Below are 18,413 nucleotides of genomic sequence, written 5' to 3' on the forward strand. Positions count from 1 at the left end.
GTTCTGTCCCGAAGGACAAATTCCTTCCGGGTCACCACGACGCGGAGTGACGGGTCAATCCCCGATAACCGCATCGCCATGCTTTAGAAACCTCGCCCACACGTGAAGTTAATAAAAGGACCACTCCAACTCCTGGGTCTGGGACTGCTCCTAGCTGCTTCCGGGTTCGCTCAGGAATTACCGGGTTGGAAGCTCATTTGGGCGGATGAATTTGATCAGCCCAACGGCACTCGCCCTGACACGAACCGATGGGTTTTCGATCTCGGCCATAGCGGCTGGGGAAACGCCGAGCTTCAGAATTATACCGCGCGCACGAACAATGTTCGCATCGAGAACGGCCAGTTAATCATCGAAGCGCATCCGGATAATTTCCAGGATGTTCGCTACAGTTCGGGTCGGATCAAAACCCAGGGAAAATTTTCGTTCACGTACGGTCGGGCGGAAGCGCGGATTAAAATTCCGCGTGGACAGGGCATCTGGCCCGCCTTTTGGATGTTGGGCGACCGTATTACGACGCATGGCTGGCCTGCCTGCGGAGAGATTGACATCATGGAAAACATCGGTCGTGAACCGAAGCTGATCCACGGCACGATTCATGGCCCCGGTTACTCGGGTAACGGGAGCATTGGGGGCGTCTCGGCGTTGCCGGATCATGGAAATTTCGCCGACGATTTTCACGTTTACGCAATCGAGTGGACTCCCGATCAAATCCGATGGTTCATGGACGGAACCGCATACTTTCAAGCAACGCCCAAGCTATTGCCCGAAGGGGCGACCTGGGCATTTACGCAGCCGCATTTTCTCCTGTTAAACTTGGCGGTGGGCGGACATTGGCCAGGATACCCGGACAATGACACCGTGCTGCCGCAGCGATTGGTGGTGGATTACGTGCGGGTTTATCAATCCACCACGCCGACTTCCATCTCCGGGTCGCCAGAAAATGAAAAACCTTAGCGTCGCTCATCCGTTGAGAGGAGCGGGATGACACTCCGCAGGCAACCGCGCGCGGGTTCTTGAACGGATCTTCTCGAAACGTCGGATAAAGGCGGGAATTTCCGGGAATTTCCCTTGAAAATTTTCCGCGTCTGACCGAGCATCGCCATGCTCACGCGTAGTCCGCGATAGTTCTGATGGGAATGGAGAGATGGCCGAGTGGCTGAAGGCGCTGGTTTGCTAAACCGGTTTACGGTCAAAAGCCGTAACGAGGGTTCGAATCCCTCTCTCTCCGCCACCATGATCTAAATGCGGACTTACAGCAGATCTTTCGCAGTTCATTGAAGGCGGATTAATCGCGTAAAAACTTAAGTTCACTACGAGCCATTGGGTTCATGTTTTGGTGCTTCAAGGGTGTAGAACCTTCTGAATCGGTTCTTTTTCGGGTCCTACCGATGAGCTCGCACCTGACGGGGAAGAGGGTTATTGTAACCTTCCCTTCCTATTCGGAGGTCATGGTCAAAACCATTCTGAACTTCACTTGGCCCGACTTCATTCTTTGGTATGCCTCGAATGCCTTCGCCAATGGCATCACTTCGATTTGCGGGCGCACCCCCACCAGGACGCTGAAAGCGAGCGCCTTTTCGTTTTCGTAGGGAGTGCCAGTGATGGACCCAAGTAAGCTGAGCTCGTCTCCGACAAAATGCCCGGACGAAACTGACAGCGGATTTTTGCCAACACCGAGAAGCACAAGCCGGGCACGCGGAGAAAGCCCAGCGAGCAACGAAGACACCGTTTCCGCATGTCCTATCGTGGAGATGATGGCTTTGGCCCCGCCCATCGCCATAAGTACACCGGCCGCATCTTCTCGGCTTGCGTCAATGTAAACATGAGCTCCCAGCCGCAAGGCCTCGTCCGCGATGTTCCGGCCTCGCCCGATGGCGGCCACCTCGAATCCCATCCGGCGAGCATATTGCAATGCTATGTGTCCCAAGCCTCCGACGCCGAGCACGGCGATGAGATCGCCCGGCTCCGCGCCCGATTTCTTCAACGCATTGAAGGTTGCCAGCCCGGCACAAAGGATGGGACCATCAGCAAGGTGCGCAGTTTCGCGGTACGACCTGATTTCTCCCGCTCGGCCAAACTCCACCGAGTGGACCGGAAACTTGGACTTGGAATCCGCTGCGGGTTTTGTTCCATACTCCGAGTTATTGATGCAACGCCGTACACGCATATCGGGCCTTTTTTTGACTGGCACGCTCTGGTTGAGCGGGGTGATTTCCGCACAACTACCGCCCCCGCCCGGTCAAGTCGCTCCCGGCGAAGCGCCGCGGTATGAAGCCTACCTATTCGCGCACATGATGCAGGGGGATTACGGTCGTCTCTATTATAGTGTCAGCCGCGACGGATTGCATTGGGAGTTGCTTAATCACGGGCGCCGGGTGTTTGAGGATTATCGCGGTCACGCCAGCATCTGCCGCGGACCGGACCACCGCTACTACCTCGTTGGCAACCGCAGCGACGACGCTCCCGACATCAATTTCTGGGTCTCCACCAATTTAATCACCTGGCAAAAATACGGGGAATTCACGCCCAACTTGCAAACTGTGCCCGATTATCCGAAACCCTTGGCCCGCATTGGCGCACCCAAATTATTTTTTGATGCGGTCAGCGCCCAATACCTGCTGACCTGGCACACGCCGCACGACCTGGGACCAACCGATTTGCCGGAACCGTATTGGGCCAGTCAGCGGACCCTCTATGTCACCTCCAAGGATTTGCGCACCTTCAGCGATCCGCCGCGGAAATTTTTCCATTGGGACCTGGCCACCATTGACACGATCGTGCAACCGGAAAACGGCATCTACTACGCCATCATCAAAGACGAGCGTTATCCCACGGTGAATTGGCCGACGGGCAAGACCATCCGCATCTGTCAATCCGGGCAGTTGCGGGGAAATTATTCCCCGCCCGGCCCCCCGATCAGCCCGAGCTTCCGGGAAGCGCCAACGCTGATTCCCGCGCCAAACGGAAAAGCTTGGTATCTCTACTACGAACAGTATCCCGGCGTGGCGTATGGACTTTCGGCGGCTCTGACGCTCGCGGGACCGTGGTTTGAAGTGGCCGGCAACCAGCGACCTGATTGGGATAAATTTTATCTCCCACCCAAGGTGCGTCATGGCGCCATGCTGCCAATTTCGCGTCAGGAATTTGACGCCCTCGTCGCCGCTTTCGGCAAAGCCACCGCGCCATAAATTCCGCCACTACACCGGGAGTGCGGCACGCTGAGCCAACCACCGCAACAGTTGTTCTCCTACTTGCAAACCTTCGCCCGGCTTGATGACCCGATTGTGGTAAAGCAGGTATGCCAGCGTCAGGGGATACAGATAAGCAGCAATTCCTGCCGCTTGTGCGTACTGCTTGAATTGCGGCTGATGAAACAACGCCTCCACGCGGGTCGCCACCGCTTCGGCGGTCAATCGGTGTTTCAAAATTGCGGTCTGGATTTCGTAATGAAACCAATCCCACCCCGGCAATCCCCGCAACGCGCCACGCTCCCAATCCACCACCACCCACGCGTCGTTGGGACGGACCTTCACGTTCCACGGCGTAAAATCACCGTGATGCACCGCCGCGCGCACCTGACGGTTGGCCAGCGTTTCGTTCAACGAAATGAACAACGGATCCGTGGCGCTGACTCGCGCCAGCTCCTGCCACACGGCCGTTGCCCCCACCGTCAGAGTTTCTTTTTCATGCAACCACGAACCCAGAATCCTACCGACCTCGCCGTCATCGGTCGGACTGCGGCCGGCATAATAATCCATCGCCAACGCGCTGCCAGTTTCGCCGGCAAAATGATTTCGGAATTTCGGAATCCCCAACCGGTCGGCTGGCAGTTGCCGCAGCACTTCGGCTTCGCGAGCAATGATTTGTCGGGCTTGCGGCTGCAACCCCGCTTTCACCACGGCCACTGGCGACCGGGTGCCGTCCAACGCCAGCAGAATGAATCGCTGCGCTGCGGCGGGCTGATTGCCGATCAAAATCGCCGGGGTGACGCACGCCGATTGATCTCCGCCGCCCAGTTCGCGTAAGCAAGCAGTCAAGGGTGCGATCGGATCAGCTTGAACCGTGAATTGTTCTCCGAAGGTGCGCAACGGCGTGCCCGCATACCAAGGCAATAATTTCCGCACCAGCCGGGCTGCTGGTCGTTGCGCCGCGTAAAGTTGGGTGGCGGCAGTGGCGGCGCGAAAGTTGGTTGGCAACAAAAGCAGCGGTTTGCCGTGCCGACGAAACACCAGCCACCGGAACTGCGCCAGCGAATCGCCGGCCCGCTCCACCGAACCGAAGAGTTCGCGGACCTGCGCCAAGGGTGCGAGTGAATTTTCCATCCTGATGCCGCGCGACTTATTTCATCTCGTGTTGCCGTCCGTTCCCGCCCAGCGAATTTTGCCGGGCACCGCTCCCGGCGCCACCGCGTCGGTTCCAGTTTGGCGAAGGCTGACATGCTTGATCAACACGCGCGCCGTCATTGGAATCCTTTTACCGGATCGCCTCAAGCTCTTTGCGCCGCCCGCGATTCATTGCGGAACAAAATTCCGCCGGTAACCGGTTCACGTCTCCCGCAATGACTGCCCGCAATGACTGCCCGCATTGACTCCATTCCCCGCTCCGCATAGGCTCTCGCGACATGTCGAAACTACCGTTTGAACTGCTCCTGGCGCTGCGTTATCTGCGGCCCAAACGGTCGTTCGTTTCCATCATCACGCTGATCTCCGTCCTCGGCGTCATGCTCGGCGTGGCGGTATTGATTATCGTCATCAGCGTCATGAGCGGGTTCGACGCCGAACTGCGCGCCAAGGTGCTGGGCTTTACTTCGCATCTGAAAGTTTCCCAATACGCCGCCGGTTCCCCCGGTCGGGAAAGCACGTTGAGCAATTATTACGCGGTGGAAAAACAGGTGGCGGAAAATCCCGAAGTGGTCGGCGTGGCCCCCAACGTCCTGGGCCAGGTGCTGCTGGAAACACAACCGGTGGATGGACAAGCCCTCCTGCGCGCGCCGTTTGTGCGCGGCATTGATCCGGAAGCGGAAGGCGCCGTCAGCAACCTGACCAACAACATGGTCGCGGGCAACTGGGACGTGGAACGCCGCGGCCTGGTCATCGGTCAACGCCTGGCGGACGACCTCGGCCTGGGCGTGGGTGACAAGGTGCTCATCCTCTCCGAGCGGCATCTGCGCAAAATGCGCGACCTGGAGCGGCACGGTCGCAACGCGGAAATTCCGCCGGACGAATACGAAATCCGCGGCATCTTCGACGCCGGCCTCTACGAATTCAATTCGCTCTTTGTGTTCACCTCGCTGGAGCAGGCGCAAATGTTATTCGGACTTTTTGACACCGACGAAATCAGCAATCTCTCCGTGGCCGTGCGCGATCCGTTTCGCGCCACCACAGTCGCCCGCGAACTCCAAAATGAACTCGGCCCGAATTATCGCGTCACCACCTGGATGCAGGACAGTCCGATGATGCAGGCCGTGGCGGTGGAAAAAAACATGATGCTCTACATCCTGTTTTTCATCGTGCTGGTGGCCGCGTTCGGCATCACCTGCACGCTCATCACGTTCATCATGATGAAGACGCGCGAGATCGGTTTGCTGAAAGCCCTGGGCGCGAGCCGCCGGCAAATCATGACCGTCTTCCTCGCGCAAAGCCTGGTGGTAAGCGGCCTCGGCATTCTGGCTGGATTCGGCCTCGGCATCCTGGCCATCACCTATCGCAATGAATTCCTGGAGTTCATGCGGCGCGTAACCGGCGCGGAATTGTTTCCCGCCGAAATTTATGGGTTCACCCAACTGCCCGCGTTGATTCTGCCCGTGGACTTGGTGATCATTGGCGGCGGTTCGCTGCTCATTTGTCTGGCGGCGGCCATTTTCCCGGCCTGGCACGCCAGTCGCCTAAACCCCGTGGAAGCCCTGCGTCATGAGTGAACTGCTGCTGGCCGCGCAAAAAATCGGAAAAACTTACACGCTCGGCAAACGCCGGCTCGAAGTGTTGCGCGACGTTTCCCTGGAAGTCGGTTACGGCGAATTCATCGCCCTCCGCGGCGCCTCGGGCGCCGGTAAAAGCACGCTGCTCCACCTGCTGGGCGGACTGGACACGCCCGATACCGGGACCATCTGGTGCGCCGGCACCCACCTCACCCAGGCATCCGAAAGTGAGCTGGCCCACCTGCGCAACGTCAAGCTGGGCTTCATCTTCCAAGCCTACCATTTGCTCCCCGAACTCGACGCGCTGGAAAATGTTTGTGTGCCCGCGCGTCTGGCGCGGATTCCAGCCCCGATGGCCGCCCGCCGCGCGCAGGAACTGTTGGAGCGGGTTGGTTTGGGCGCGCGCCTGGATCACAAACCTTACGAACTCTCCGGCGGCGAACAGCAACGCGTCGCCATCGCCCGCGCGCTGATCAATGAACCGGAACTCATTCTTGCCGATGAACCCACCGGCAATCTCGATTCGCACACGGGCCAGGAAATCGTGGACCTACTGATCCAGTTACGCGCCGAGAAAAACACCACCCTCATCATTGCCACCCACGACGCCGGGGTGGCCGGACGCGCACCGAAAGTGGTGCAACTGGTGGACGGACAGATCAGTTGATTCCCGCCCCGGCGACGAGGTTTATTGCGCGATACCAGTGGAGGAAAAAGTGCGTTTGACTTTCCGGTCATGACGGAGGTTTTCCAATTCCAACTTACACGGAAGTAAACCGATGTTTTATTTGCATGGAGATGCCACTCGCCTCAATCACCTTTTGTCTCATAAAGAAAAACATGAGGGCAGGCGACTGTTTCCGCGCTAGAGAATGACCGATTCACTTCGCTCGCGCTAAATGATCGCAAAGCTTTCCATCACGGCGTTGGCGCTATTCAGGCCATCGGTTATATCCGCGAGGTTTTGGACTGCGGCAGTCCTCTGCCGCTTTCCTATCGCCCGCCGATGTTTCCAAAGCGGCAGAAGACTGCCGCACTCCAAGACGCTGCCGCGCGGGCGCTCGCTCTGGACCAATAATGGTCGTCAGTTTGAAGCCGGCACGTGGCTTGAAGTTGGGAGACCCGCCGCGTCACGTCGGCAGCTACAGGAGCATTTGGAACACCCTAGAATTCTTTTACCGATTGCCCTTGGCTCGATTGTGAGTCTTGCAGAGCAGTTGACAATTTCTGGCGGTCGTCGCGCCGCCGTGGCTCCACGCGGCGACATGGTCGGCATCCATATCCGCAAGTTTCCAAATCTTGATCTTGTTGGCATCCGGCCCGATGGCGCAAAGCGGACAATTTGATTTGCCTTTCGCCTCCGCCGCCTGCGTCTGCGCCGCATACACGGATTTCTTCGTGGCCTCATCAAAGACGCGGACATTCAGCAATTTCGTATCGGTGGAACCGCCGAGGAGGTATTCGTAAATCCCCCGGCGATCTTTGACGTACGGATCACCGTAAAGTGCTTTCACGGCGGCGGAGATCTTCGCGGGATTGTAGGCGGTCTTGTGATACGCTTCGTAAAGTCGCCCCCACTCCAGTCCCTTCATCTCGCTTTCGACCTCCGTGAAGACGCCCGACACCCAATCAATGACGGTGTTGAAATAGGTTTTCAATTCCCGGATGTCGTTGTCTCCGCGATGGCGGCTCATGTAATCGCTGATGCGCCCTTGGCTCACCCACTCCAGCGCGCGCTCCAAAAAATCCTGCCGATTCGCGCTGCCGCGAATGTACCAACTCCATTTCTGGATGTTGGCATTCTGACTGTTGCTGAACTCCGCCTTGCCCAACGTCACGAACGGCCCCGAAAAAATGGCGTTAAGCAATTCCTGTTCATTGAGCGGGATGCCCGCGATGTTGATGGTCTTGAACCACTCCTTGATCTCACTTTCCGTCCCCTCACATTCGTAAATGGTCAGCTTCGTCCCCGGGTGTGATTGGAAGTGACGGTCAAAGGCTAATTTTTTGTAAGTGATTTAGCCCTGGCGCCTTGGAACGATTTTGTATATTTGAAGTGGTTCATGAACGATGAACGACCGAAATCCAAAAACGTTTCCCCTTCCCGCCGATCCCTGGAAGAGCGGTTGGCGCATCGGCCCGACGTGCTGGCACGGCTGCACGAACTGGCCGATACGCTCGACCAATCCGTCACCGACGACTGCACCGCCGATGAAGCCGAAGCGCGCGTGAGCGCGCAGGTGCGCCAATTGGCTCAGGAGCTTTTGGGCCAGTGGGCCCGCGAAGCCGAGGCCCACACCCAAGCCCAGGTGCCCCAGCGCCATCCGGATGCCATTCACTACGGTAAAAAAAAAGACTGACGTGGCAGACCACCTTTGGGTGGGTGGAAGTCCAGGAGACGCAATGGCGGCTGGGCCGGCGCGGCCGGTTGTTGCGCCCCTTCTGCCAACGGGCCAGGGTGAATCCGCGCGGCCGTTCGCGGCGGTTGCAACGGGCGCTGGTGGATTTCGGGGCCGAGGAAAGTTTTGCCCGCGCCGCTCAACGCGTGCGGGAACACTACGGGCTGGACGTGACGGCCACAGCGGTGCGCCAGCACACCTTGGCGCACGGGGCGCGGATCAGCGCCTTGGCCGTCACGCCGCCCAAACGCGCGGTCCGCACGCTGGTCACGCAACTGGACGGCAGTCTGATTCCCATCATGGTGCCGCCCACCCACAGCGAAGATCGTCGCTGCGGCAAACAACTCATCTGGCGCGAAGCGCGTTTGTGTCTGGCTCGGCCCAAAGACTCGGCCACGCCCTGCTACGGCGCCACCTTGGGCAGCGTGACGCTGGCTGGCGCGATGTGGCGGGCCACGGCCCAAGCCGCCGGGCTGGGCGCACGCACGCACGTCCATGGGGTGGGCGACGGGGCGGCCTGGATTCTCACCCAGTTCCAGGAACAGTTCGGCGCGCAAGGTGATTACTTGTTGGACTTCTACCACGTGAGCGAATACCTCGCGGCGGCCGCGACGGTGATTCACCCCAAAAATCCCGAACGCTGGCGCCGCCGCCAACAAAGCCGGTTGCTGGAAAACAAGGTGTCGGCCGTGCTGCGGGCGTTGACTGCGCACCTCGAACCCGAAGGCGTGCCGACCGCGCCCGTGCGGGCGGCGTACCGCTACTTGAGCGAACGGCGGGCGCATCTGGACTATGCGGGCGCACGGACGGCGGGACTGGAGATCGGCTCCGGCGAGATTGAAAGCGGCCATCGGCATGTGATTCAACAACGGCTCAAACTGGCGGGCAGTTGGTGGAAGGAAACCAACGCCGAAGCCATGCTAGGCCTACGCGTGGCCCGCGCCAACCAACTCTGGTCGCGCTACTGGTCCACGCCAAAACTCGGCCTCAATTGACCGTCACTTCCAATCACACCCTTCGTCCCCAGCACCCTTGCTTTTTTGTCCTTGGCCATGCCGCTAAAGTATTGCTCGTTACCGTCGTCATCCTTCACGGCAAACTTATCCGTGACAAACCGCCCCAGACTGGTGACGCGCTGCTGCCCATCCAACACTTCCAGCCCGCCCTCGCGCACCCGGTTGAAATAAAGCAACCCGATGGGGTAGCCCTTCAACACGGACTCGATGACCGCCATTTCCTTGCTGCCGCCGTCGGAGGCGTAGATGTAATTGCGCTGATACTCGGGCTGAATTGTGAGCTTGCCCGACAAACCGAAAAGCCCTCGGCCTTCCAGTTCGTTATAGACAAACCCGTCGCAAATCTCTTTGACCGTGATGTCGGTTCGGAGGGTGGTTTTCATGATTTTGCCGGCTGGGATTTACTTGCTCTTGTTTCGGATTAGAACGCGCTTGAACACCTTGACGCCATTAACGACTCCGGATGAGTTAAGGTCGTAAACGCCCGGTTTGCCAAATCGTTTCAAATACGCATCGCGGCACTCTCTGGATGTGTACACCCGAGTCCGGTAGTCATTGTTCGGGTCGTTAGACTCAAGCACTCCCACAATCTCAAACTGGTCGGGGTTATATTTATCCAGGAAGCTGATGGGCACGCCCATCACGCCGTCGTAATCACTTGGAATGGCATCCGTGAACGGCACTTCGATGGCATCATAATTATCATATTTGGCATACTGCCGCTGGCCTTTGATTTCCTGGTGTTTGCTGAATTTGAAATTTTCACTCGCCGTCATCAGCGCCAACGGCTGATGTCGTCGTCCGTGATCTAATGTAGTAAACCAGCACACACCGGGCACACGGTTCACTTTTATACCATTCCGCTCGCGCTCAAATTTGTATGTGACGGCATACTTAAAGTTCTCAGGGACGTTGAAATACATGCCGACATTAAAATTCGTTGCACCCAGCCACATCTTGTTCTCCTTTATCTTTGGAAAGATTTCTTTGTAGGTGATCGCATTCATATTGCCGATAACCACAAACTTTTTGTCGTAATCGAAAAGCTGTTTCACATACGATCGGAACAAACTGAACGGCGGATTCGTCACCACGATATCCGCTTGTTTGAGCAGTGCGATGCACTCATTGCTGCGGAAATCGCCGTCGCCTTCCAGCGGCGTCCACTCGTTGTGTTTGTTTGCCTTTAACTTCTTGGCAATAGCGTTCAGCGAGAACTCGCCGCCGTTACCGTCAATGCCGCGCACTTCGTTGATGATGAATCTATTGGCGTTAACCTTGGGTCGCCCTTTTGATTTCGGCAGCGTGAGGTCATCGCCGAATAGCGCCAGTTGCGTGTTGGCGACGGGCGAAGGTTTGTAGCTGGTGGTGATCAACCGTTTCAAGCCGAGCTTGTTGAAATTGAGCACGAAATAGCGGAAGAAATTGCTCTCATACGGATCGTCGCAGTTGCAATAGACCACTTGGCCGCGGAACACATTGGCGTCGTATTCCAGATACGCTTCCATCTCCTTCTGAATATCGCCGTATTGAGTGTAGAACTCGTCGTTCTTTGCCCGCTTCGCGTTGGTGAGATTTTCGTTTGCCATGTTTCCGCTGCGAGCCAGCGGAAACGGGAAATCTAAAAATAGAAGGGGCGCGAACCTAACGCGCCCTGCATCGAGGCACCGCGAAGCGCCCTTACACGAGACGCGCCAAGCCGCGCCCGATTGGGCGCGTGCTCGTCGGTTCGTGTAAAAACGGGCTTGGGAAAATTCGCGGTTTTCGATGCAGCCCGTAGCCGAAGCTACGCAAAGTTGTAGATTAAATTATCTGGTCATTTTGTTTTTCACTAACGCGGTCGAAAGTACCAAACCAGCAGCGGAAGCAAAGCCGGGAGTTGCGCGACGTGGTGCGGCTAATCCGATGCCGCCCTGTGGCCTTCTCCGTGAGATCAAGCGCCCTCCCCCCTCACCTCCAAGGGGGAGCGGGTCGCGGCGAGAAGTTCGTTTGTCGTCACCGTTCTGATTAAATCATCATGGCGCGCGGCCAGCATCCGGGTAAGATGGATTAAAACATGATCGAATTTGAACAGTTCAAAGAATTGATCGCGGAAATTCAGTCGCAAGGATACGACGAAGAAACTGCTTCGCGCTTCGCCGCATTGATAGGCGATTTGCCGTGCTACGACGAGGATGGGAACATGGTCGTGCGAGACGGCGACCGGATTTTGGCGCGGTTGCGACCGTTGAAATTTTACGAGGACTGAACCACGACCGCGCTGGCCGGCAGTGCCGTGACCATCGGCGCGATCGGAGGCGGGCGCGGATTTGTTCGTCACGCGCGAGATTAAATTATGAGTCAAAATATATGGGAAAGCCGGTATCAAACGAGCGACCGGCACTGGGACAAGGGCGCGCCCTCGCCGGGTCTGGTGGATTTTCTGGCCGCGCATCCGAATTTGCCCGGCCACACGGTTTGCGTTCCGGGCGGCGGCACGGGGCACGACGCGGGGGCCTGGGCGCGCGCCGGATTCCGCGTCTATGGCTACGACATCGCGCCCACGGCCATCCGACTCAGCCGGGAACGCGCCGCGAGTCAGAGCTGGCCCGCGCAGTTTCGCGAGCTGGATTTTTTGCGGGACGAGCCGCCGTTCCAATTTGACTGGCTGTTCGAGCACACGTTGTTCTGCGCGATTGAACCGGAGGAACGCGACTTGTACGTTCGCGCGGTGCGGCGCTGGGTGAAACCGGGCGGCACTTACCTGGCCGTGAACTATCTGATCCCCGATACGGACGGGCCGCCCTTCGGCACGACCCGTAAAGAAATTGTGGAACGCTTTTCGCCCCACTTCCGGTTGCGGGAAGATTGGGTGCCGCGCTCGTACCCGAACCGCACCGGGTTGGAACGCATCTTTCGCTGGCAGGCGAATCAAAGTCGGTAGCGTCTGTCTATTCAGGAAACACCGTTCGAGTTAAATCGTCATGGCGCGCCGCCAGCATCCCGGTAGGATGGATTAAAACATGATCGAATTTGAACAGTTCAAAGAATTGATCGCGGAAATTCAGTCGCAAGGATATGACGCGGCAACTGCGTCACGTTACGCGGCGCGGATTGGCGACCGTCCGGGTTATGACCTGCAAGGGAATATCGTCGTGCGGGATGAAAACGACCGGATTTTGGCGCGGTTGCGTCCGCTGAAGTTTTACGAGGACTGAACCACGACCGCGCTGGCCGGCAGCGTCGTGGCCAGCGGCGTGAACGGAGTGGTCGGGCGCGAGGCTAAATCTCACGGCTCGTCCCGAGTCTTGCTTGGTTGGTCATGGACCCTTTACTTTTGCCGGTGCGCTTGCAGGTTGGCGGGTTTCTGTTAGCGTTACGGCGCAACGAGTTGCCGGGGTGGCGAAATGGCAGACGCACAGGACTTAAAATTGGTTTTTCACCGATTTCAGAGGGTATCTTCACATTTCAAAAAACGCAGTTAGACCATTGTTTTTATTGGTCGAAATGCATTTTAGCCGCGTTAATCAAGAGGTTCGATTCAACGGGTGCTAGTGTCGCAAAAAGTGTCGCAAAATAAAATGGCGATCTTGGTCAAAATTGCGACCAAGACAAAATGTGTGTGTGACAAAACTAGCGGGCGATTGAACGAAGCAAACGAAACTTCAACGGGTGCGACCAGGGTCATGGTTTCGTCATCGCGACATCAGACCGATCTTCGGAACTACAGCAGTTTAATTAAAGTTGTCGCCGTGGCATCGAACGAGTGTAACCCCATGAAGGTGGGGTCCGAATGGGGAATGGCGCCTCTGTCCGCGAGGTTTTGGACTGCGGCAGTCCCCTGCCGCTCCTATGGAGCTTGTGATTTGTTGCGGGTGAGTTTCCATACGTATGCCGCGCCGCTGGCGCTGGGAACGGAGCGCGGGCGGTCCCGCGCCCGCAGCGCGGCGCCAGACTAGAAGGCGTTGATTGATCCGCAAGCCGAGCTTCCGGTTCACGCGCTGCGGACGGAGACCGTCCGCGCTCCGGGAACACCTCGGTCTTTATTCCGCTGCCAATGGTTCCCCGGACCGAGCTGGCAGTTGACCACATCACCGGTCGCGCCGGTGCTTGTCCCGAACCCAGGGCGGTCGTCCGTTTGACTCCAGCGCTTGGCTTGAGGTTGGGAGGCCCGCTGCTATAAACGAAAAAATCAAGCGGCCACGGCTTTATTTAATCCGCTCTAATAATTTTTCCACAAGTGCAGACGGTCGTTCGTTTCCGGTTGGCGAAGGAGTGCAAAGCGGCAGCGATGCCAAGCCGGCAGGAACCGAGTTAGCCGCGAATGAACGCTGACGGGAAAATCAAAAAATCCTTGATGGAAGCCGCGTGTCCCTTTCATTTTTGGATTGGCGTTCATTCGTGGTTGCCACTCTTTGCCAGAAAAGCGCATACGGATTTCTGACAATGAGCTGACGAGCAAGTCCGGATTTCTGTAACAACAGCCAGCCAGTTTTTGTTACAAACAGTAACGGCATATTATCGTGAAACCCATTGATAACAGCATAGTTAACCGCGTGCGAGGCAGTCAGTCAGGCAGCGTGTTTTTGCCGAACCATTTCGCAGACTTGCGACAACCAGCCGTCAGTAGAAGTCGCATTACGTGCCGGGAATCAACCTTTTGGTTTCTTCCACGAGCGAATGATCGAACGCGCTGGCATAAATGTCCAAGGTAGATGCTTTGAGGCGAAGTTGTCGCCCGGTTTTGCGCCAGTCTGAAACCGCCTTGAAAACCTCGCGGAGAATTTTCTTCGCCTCGGTCGTCTTGAGACCAAAACGCGGTGCCGCGGCGAGCGCGCCGGCTACAGTTGGTTCTTCCGGATCTTCGGTGATGGCAGTTTTGCTCATACGAATACGATCCATTTCCGGCACGGGGTTTAGGTCATAGGCTGGCGAGAGTGACCAGCGACCGGGCGCGCACATCAGGAATCCGTGGTTGCGCAAATGGTCATCGTAGTTACTGGCGAGGAGCGAGAAAATGAGACGCCGCCACAATTCGCGGAGATCGCCGGGAACATCGTGCCCGAATTGCCGGATGCCGTCGGCCAGCAGCGTGTAAGCACCCGGATCGCCTTGGGGCCGGCCCAGCAGGGTTGCCGCCGAAATAAATGGAATACGACTTTTGCTCGCACGATCAAACCGAGTAATGACCGCCACACTGTGTCCGCCGACCGGCACAAGCTGATGTTCCGCAACTTGAATGCCCGCTTGTTTGGCAAGTGTCAGTGCAAGAATTTCGCCGGCCGCAATGTCCCGCGTATCATCGGGCTTGGGAAACTTTGCGATGCCGAGCTGCGCATCTGCCAGACTGACCGCAGACTTGGGGCGCGCCCCGCCGAGCGGCGAACCAGCGCCAAGGAGAAAACGCAAATCCTGAGCAGTTTCAGTTTCGCTGTGAATGGCGTCGGTGGCTTGAAGCAGTGCGTTAAGGCGAACCAAAGGCGGAAGTTTGCCCGTCGCGGGAGCGAGAAAAGGACTTTCGGAGTTGCGGCGGAAGCGCAACGCGCCGACGCGCGCCACATCGTCCAGTGCCAGCACATAATCAATATCGCGGTAAGGCTTCTGCGTCAGAACTTTTTTCCGAACGGCACGCTCGATGAGGATTCGCCCCCACCGATCCGGTCCGCAATCCTGAATTACCCCAAAGAGCGTTCCTCCGTGATGCGCCCCTCGCTGGAGCGGAAGCGAAGTCGGATCAATCGCAAAAGCATCATCGCGTTGCAACCACTCCGTCGCGTACTCGAAGGAAACCGCAGCGCTGCGTTCAGCCGCATGCAGCCGCCCGACGAGGTGGGTCTGCCCCTGCCAGTCAATGTGAACTTCGAGGCTCATACGCGGGGCCGACGGATGCGTTGTGGCAGCCGACGCTCATCGAGGCTCAAGGCGAGTTCATCGCTGGCGGGCGCGGCGAGGTCGGCCAGGCGATCATGCTGGCCCAGAACGAACATGGCCGTCGCCAAAGTGCCGAGCGCAACCGTTGGATCGCCGCGCTCCAGCCGCCAGAGCGTATCGCGGCTGACAAAAAGACGAGCCGCCATGTCGCTCGTGGAGATGCCGCGCTTGCGCCGCGCGAGCGCGAGATCGCGGCCCAACTTGCGGAGCGCATGGGCCGCGGGCAACGGAATCGAGCTTATTTTCGACATGGTGTTAGCGTCCTGTATTTCCGACGTTAAGTCAATTAACGTCTTGTGTACCTGACACTAAAAACAGTGTTTCGCTGAGGCAGGATTAAATCATACGCGAACGCCACGTTTCTGGGAGTGACCAATCGGCAGCGGCTGTTTGAAGGCGAGCCATCGCCGGTGCGCCTGCGCCCTTTTCAGGCGAATGGGAACATCTCCGAAGCGCCAGACGCGCTGGATTGGGCGCTTGGACGGTCTGGCCTTGCTGCGGGCACACTCGAAAACCGAACCGACCCATCACGTCGTGAACCTTGCCCGGCGTGAGAATGACTACGGTGAGAATCGCAGCGGCGCAGCGATGACGCGGCCCCGCCGTTCAGCATGCTGCTTCACGATCATCGGCGCACACGGAACGACGTTAAGTGGTTCATTGCGGGCATTGAGCAGCGCAGTGGCTTCGGCGCGATTTCTCGTGCCCGTACTTTCTTGTTTGCGGGTTTCGGTGTCTTCGACGTAGAACCTGCCGCCACGCTTGCGGCGGTAGAGGACGAATCGGCGTTTCATAATTTCGGTTTTTTGTCCGAAAGTTATGAATCTGTCCGTGGCCTGGGGTGTCTCAGCGACACCAAACGGGCAGCGAATCCCGTCTTCGCGAGTGATGACCGGTTAATACCGGGGTGATGATATGGTTTTACCCCAGTATTGATTTCACTGGCACTTTCACTGGCACTAGCCTTTTCTGGTTGCGCTATCCTGTTGTGAGCCAACAGGATAGAATTTTGGTGCCGGTGGTGGGACTTGAACCCACACGACTTTTTACGGTCCCAGGATTTTAAGTCCTGTGCGTCTGCCATTTCGCCACACCGGCAACTCTGATTTTATTGGTGATTTTTCGTGATCACCAATCGCAATTTGGCTTTGCGACACTTTTTGCGACACCAGCGCGGTATGAAACGGATTGAAATCGTTGGTCGTCAAGCATCCGTCGCTGTGTGTTGCAAGCCTCATTCGCCCCACAAGTATGTGAAGGTTCTGGATGGACGCAAGCAGCCAATTCGGGGCCTTGGCAGCGCAACGGCAAGTTCGTAGCTTGAATCGCCATTGAGGACGAGTCCGGTATGAAGAGCATCATAACTTGAATGGCGTTCGGGGCAACCTCTTAAAAAATCGCGCAAAGGGCGCCGTTTGCCCCGGCCTCCGGAGCGCGACCGCTTTGACTTCGGCCAGTTTGTGAAGTCCAAAAAGTTTCGGCCCGCCCGGAAGTCCGAATTTTCCCCGTCAATTTCTGATGCTTCTATCGCAAAAAGCGCCGAGCCAGCGGAGGGCCAATGGAGGAAGCTTGAAGCGTGACCGATAATTCCGGGTGAATTTTTGGCACAAGCCTGGTTGTGATGGAGACCCGCAAATCACTCACCACCAGAATCCGGAGCAGATGCCATGAAAACGAAACCAGTGCTCTTCAACAACACGGTGCTTCGGGACGGGCATCAATCCATGGCCGCCACGCGCATGGCCACCGCCCAGATGCTTTCGGCCGCCCCGATCCTCGACGAAATGGGCTTCGCCGGACTCGAAACCTGGGGCGGCGCGACGATTGATTCCTGCCTGCGCTATCTGAACGAAAATCCGTTCGACCGGCTGCGCACGTTGAAAAAAATCGCGCCCCGGACGCCGCAACTCACGCTGCTGCGCGGGCAGAACATCGTGCAATACGCGAGCTTTCCCGATGACGTGGTGGAAACGTTCGTCCGGCTGACCTGCGCGAACGGGCAGGACATCCTGCGCATCTTCGACGCGTTGAACGATGTGCGGAATCTGCAAACCGCCATCCAGGCCACGAAAAAATACGGCAAGCACGCCCGCGGCGAGTTGTGCTACACGATCAGCCCGGTCCACACGGTGGAAAATTTCGTGACGCTGGGCGTCGCGTTGGAAAAGCTGGGGTGTGATTCCATCGGCATCAAAGACATGTCGGGCATCATCCAGCCGCAGATCGCCTATCGCTTGGTGAAGGAACTCAAGGGCAAGGTGGGCGTTCCGATTACGCTGCACACGCACGACACCGGCGGTCTGGGCGCGGCGAGTTATCTCGCGGCGATTGATGCGGGCGTGGATTGTGTCGAGGTTTCCATCGTGCCCTTCGCGAATGGCACGTCGCAACCGGACACGCAGCGGATGCTGGCGTTGCTTGAAGGTCACCCGCGTTGTCCGAAGTTCGACACCGAAAAACTCGCGAAACTGCGCGAATACTTCGAGGGCGTTTACAAAGAACTGTCCAAATTCACCAGCCCGGCGAACGAGCGCGTGGACAGCGATATTCTGATCTATCAAGTGCCCGGCGGCATGTTGTCCAACTTCCGCACCCAGCTCAAAGAGCAGGGCATGGCGGATAAATTCGATCAAGTGGTGAAGGAAATTCCCATCGTGCGCGCGGCGCTCGGTTGGATTCCGCTCGTGACCCCCACATCCCAGATCGTCGGCACGCAGGCGATGATGAACCTGAAGTTTGGGCGCTGGAAAATGATCTGCCAGCCCGCGCAGGACATCGCGCTCGGCAAATACGGCCAGACGCCGGGGCCGATTGATCCGAATGTTCTGGCGCAGGTGGAAAAGCAAACCGGCAAGAAGCGGGTCACGGAACGGCCGGCGGATTTGCTCGAACCGGGGCTTAAAAAATATCGCAAACAATGCGCGGAAAAAGGGCTGCCGACCGACGACGAAACCGTGGTGTTGTTCGCCATGTTCCCGCAACAAGTGGAGGATTTGCACCAGGCGAAATCGAAATCAGCGGCGGCGCCGGCGGCCACGAGTTCAACCGCCGCGCCCGCCGCGCCCGTGGCCCCGGCGAGCGGCCCGCCCGGCAGCGGCGCGGGGCGGCACTTGTTCGTCACCGTGAACGGCAAGCGCCATGATGTAACGATGGAAACGGTGGAAGGTTGAA

The 18,413-nt window shown here is 57.7% G+C and carries 15 protein-coding genes, 2 tRNA genes and 3 pseudogenes; 11 read left to right on the top strand and 9 right to left on the bottom strand.

Features of this window, described 5'->3' with window-relative positions; genetic code table 11:
* Window positions 1-102 precede the first annotated feature (102 nt).
* Window positions 103-954: a glycoside hydrolase family 16 protein gene (locus M9920_03190; protein MCO5051291.1), complete on the top strand. Its 852-nt coding sequence runs from the start codon at window positions 103-105 to the stop codon at window positions 952-954.
* Between the two features lie 184 nt (window positions 955-1,138).
* Window positions 1,139-1,231, top strand: a tRNA-Ser gene (locus M9920_03195).
* Window positions 1,232-1,435: 204 nt separating this feature from the next.
* On the opposite strand, the pseudogene M9920_03200 reads toward M9920_03195, so the two are convergent.
* Window positions 1,436-2,020: pseudogene (locus M9920_03200) on the bottom strand (zinc-binding dehydrogenase).
* Window positions 2,021-2,180: 160 nt separating this feature from the next.
* On the opposite strand from M9920_03200, the gene M9920_03205 reads away from it, so the two are divergent.
* Entirely contained in the window at window positions 2,181-3,188 is a 1,008-nt protein-coding gene (locus M9920_03205; GenBank protein ID MCO5051292.1) for a glycosyl hydrolase family 43, read from the top strand.
* Window positions 3,189-3,197: 9 nt separating this feature from the next.
* Here the strand turns inward: M9920_03205 and M9920_03210 are convergent, their stop codons facing one another.
* On the bottom strand, window positions 3,198-4,322 hold the full coding sequence (locus M9920_03210; GenBank protein ID MCO5051293.1) for a hypothetical protein: 1,125 nt from the start codon (window positions 4,320-4,322) through the stop codon (window positions 3,198-3,200).
* 299 nt (window positions 4,323-4,621) lie between these two features.
* Between M9920_03210 and M9920_03215 the strand changes: the two genes are divergently transcribed.
* Together M9920_03215 and M9920_03220 are read left to right on the top strand one after the other, a co-directional pair.
* Window positions 4,622-5,917 carry an ABC transporter permease gene (locus M9920_03215; GenBank protein MCO5051294.1) on the top strand — a complete coding sequence of 432 codons (1,296 nt, stop codon included), beginning with the start codon at window positions 4,622-4,624 and terminating at the stop codon, window positions 5,915-5,917.
* Window positions 5,910-6,584, top strand: a complete 675-nt coding sequence (locus tag M9920_03220) for an ABC transporter ATP-binding protein (protein MCO5051295.1) — start codon at window positions 5,910-5,912, stop codon at window positions 6,582-6,584. Before M9920_03215 ends, M9920_03220 begins: the two co-directional genes overlap by 8 nt.
* Window positions 6,585-7,092: 508 nt before the next feature.
* On the opposite strand, the pseudogene M9920_03225 reads toward M9920_03220, so the two are convergent.
* Window positions 7,093-7,884 (bottom strand): annotated as a pseudogene (locus M9920_03225) (HNH endonuclease).
* 96 nt (window positions 7,885-7,980) lie between these two features.
* On the opposite strand from M9920_03225, the gene M9920_03230 reads away from it, so the two are divergent.
* A complete protein-coding gene (locus M9920_03230; protein ID MCO5051296.1) occupies window positions 7,981-8,277 on the top strand; it encodes a hypothetical protein in 297 nt (98 codons plus the stop codon).
* 482 nt (window positions 8,278-8,759) lie between these two features.
* Entirely contained in the window at window positions 8,760-9,311 is a 552-nt protein-coding gene (locus tag M9920_03235; protein ID MCO5051297.1) for a UPF0236 family protein, read from the top strand.
* Here the strand turns inward: M9920_03235 and M9920_03240 are convergent.
* Window positions 9,302-9,715: pseudogene (locus tag M9920_03240) on the bottom strand (DUF262 domain-containing protein). The gene M9920_03235 and the pseudogene M9920_03240 sit on opposite strands and share 10 nt — an antisense overlap.
* 18 nt (window positions 9,716-9,733) lie before the next feature.
* On the bottom strand, window positions 9,734-10,921 hold the full coding sequence (locus M9920_03245) for an adenine-specific methyltransferase EcoRI family protein (GenBank protein MCO5051298.1): 1,188 nt from the start codon (window positions 10,919-10,921) through the stop codon (window positions 9,734-9,736).
* A gap of 467 nt (window positions 10,922-11,388) precedes the next feature.
* Between M9920_03245 and M9920_03250 the strand changes: the two genes are divergently transcribed.
* The 3 genes from M9920_03250 to M9920_03260 all read left to right on the top strand — a co-directional run bounded on the left by M9920_03250 (window position 11,389) and on the right by M9920_03260 (window position 12,529).
* A complete protein-coding gene (locus M9920_03250) occupies window positions 11,389-11,580 on the top strand; it encodes a hypothetical protein (protein ID MCO5051299.1) in 192 nt (63 codons plus the stop codon).
* A gap of 87 nt (window positions 11,581-11,667) precedes the next feature.
* Complete coding sequence (locus M9920_03255) at window positions 11,668-12,255, top strand: TPMT family class I SAM-dependent methyltransferase (GenBank protein MCO5051300.1); 588 nt, start codon at window positions 11,668-11,670, stop codon at window positions 12,253-12,255.
* A 79-nt stretch (window positions 12,256-12,334) separates the two neighbouring features.
* Window positions 12,335-12,529, top strand: coding sequence for a hypothetical protein (locus tag M9920_03260; GenBank protein ID MCO5051301.1), 195 nt, complete (start codon window positions 12,335-12,337; stop codon window positions 12,527-12,529).
* 1,420 nt (window positions 12,530-13,949) lie between these two features.
* Here M9920_03260 and M9920_03265 read toward each other — a convergent pair.
* The 4 genes from M9920_03265 to M9920_03280 form a co-directional block, all read right to left on the bottom strand.
* Window positions 13,950-15,182, bottom strand: coding sequence for a type II toxin-antitoxin system HipA family toxin (locus tag M9920_03265; GenBank protein ID MCO5051302.1), 1,233 nt, complete (start codon window positions 15,180-15,182; stop codon window positions 13,950-13,952).
* On the bottom strand, window positions 15,179-15,493 hold the full coding sequence (locus M9920_03270; protein MCO5051303.1) for a helix-turn-helix domain-containing protein: 315 nt from the start codon (window positions 15,491-15,493) through the stop codon (window positions 15,179-15,181). Before M9920_03270 ends, M9920_03265 begins: the two co-directional genes overlap by 4 nt.
* A gap of 309 nt (window positions 15,494-15,802) precedes the next feature.
* A complete protein-coding gene (locus M9920_03275; protein MCO5051304.1) occupies window positions 15,803-16,036 on the bottom strand; it encodes a hypothetical protein in 234 nt (77 codons plus the stop codon).
* Window positions 16,037-16,252: 216 nt separating this feature from the next.
* A tRNA-Leu gene (locus M9920_03280) sits at window positions 16,253-16,340 on the bottom strand.
* Window positions 16,341-16,909: 569 nt separating this feature from the next.
* On the opposite strand from M9920_03280, the gene M9920_03285 reads away from it, so the two are divergent.
* Window positions 16,910-18,412 (top strand): pyruvate carboxylase subunit B, encoded by a 1,503-nt coding sequence (locus tag M9920_03285; GenBank protein ID MCO5051305.1) that lies wholly within the window; start codon window positions 16,910-16,912, stop codon window positions 18,410-18,412.
* The last annotated feature ends 1 nt before the right edge of the window (window position 18,413 follow it).

This window comes from Verrucomicrobiia bacterium, from assembly GCA_023953615.1.
Lineage (GTDB): Bacteria > Verrucomicrobiota > Verrucomicrobiia > Limisphaerales > JADLHS01 > JADLHS01.

Coding starts and splice junctions, on each gene's coding strand:
- M9920_03210 (MCO5051293.1), bottom strand. CDS start 4,322: ATGGAAAATTCACTCGCACCCTTGGCGCAGGTCCGCGAACTCTTCGGT.
- M9920_03215 (MCO5051294.1), top strand. CDS start 4,622: ATGTCGAAACTACCGTTTGAACTGCTCCTGGCGCTGCGTTATCTGCGG.
- M9920_03220 (MCO5051295.1), top strand. CDS start 5,910: ATGAGTGAACTGCTGCTGGCCGCGCAAAAAATCGGAAAAACTTACACG.
- M9920_03230 (MCO5051296.1), top strand. CDS start 7,981: ATGAACGATGAACGACCGAAATCCAAAAACGTTTCCCCTTCCCGCCGA.
- M9920_03235 (MCO5051297.1), top strand. CDS start 8,760: ATGTGGCGGGCCACGGCCCAAGCCGCCGGGCTGGGCGCACGCACGCAC.
- M9920_03245 (MCO5051298.1), bottom strand. CDS start 10,921: ATGGCAAACGAAAATCTCACCAACGCGAAGCGGGCAAAGAACGACGAG.
- M9920_03250 (MCO5051299.1), top strand. CDS start 11,389: ATGATCGAATTTGAACAGTTCAAAGAATTGATCGCGGAAATTCAGTCG.
- M9920_03255 (MCO5051300.1), top strand. CDS start 11,668: ATGAGTCAAAATATATGGGAAAGCCGGTATCAAACGAGCGACCGGCAC.
- M9920_03260 (MCO5051301.1), top strand. CDS start 12,335: ATGATCGAATTTGAACAGTTCAAAGAATTGATCGCGGAAATTCAGTCG.
- M9920_03265 (MCO5051302.1), bottom strand. CDS start 15,182: ATGAGCCTCGAAGTTCACATTGACTGGCAGGGGCAGACCCACCTCGTC.
- M9920_03270 (MCO5051303.1), bottom strand. CDS start 15,493: ATGTCGAAAATAAGCTCGATTCCGTTGCCCGCGGCCCATGCGCTCCGC.
- M9920_03275 (MCO5051304.1), bottom strand. CDS start 16,036: ATGAAACGCCGATTCGTCCTCTACCGCCGCAAGCGTGGCGGCAGGTTC.
- M9920_03285 (MCO5051305.1), top strand. CDS start 16,910: ATGAAAACGAAACCAGTGCTCTTCAACAACACGGTGCTTCGGGACGGG.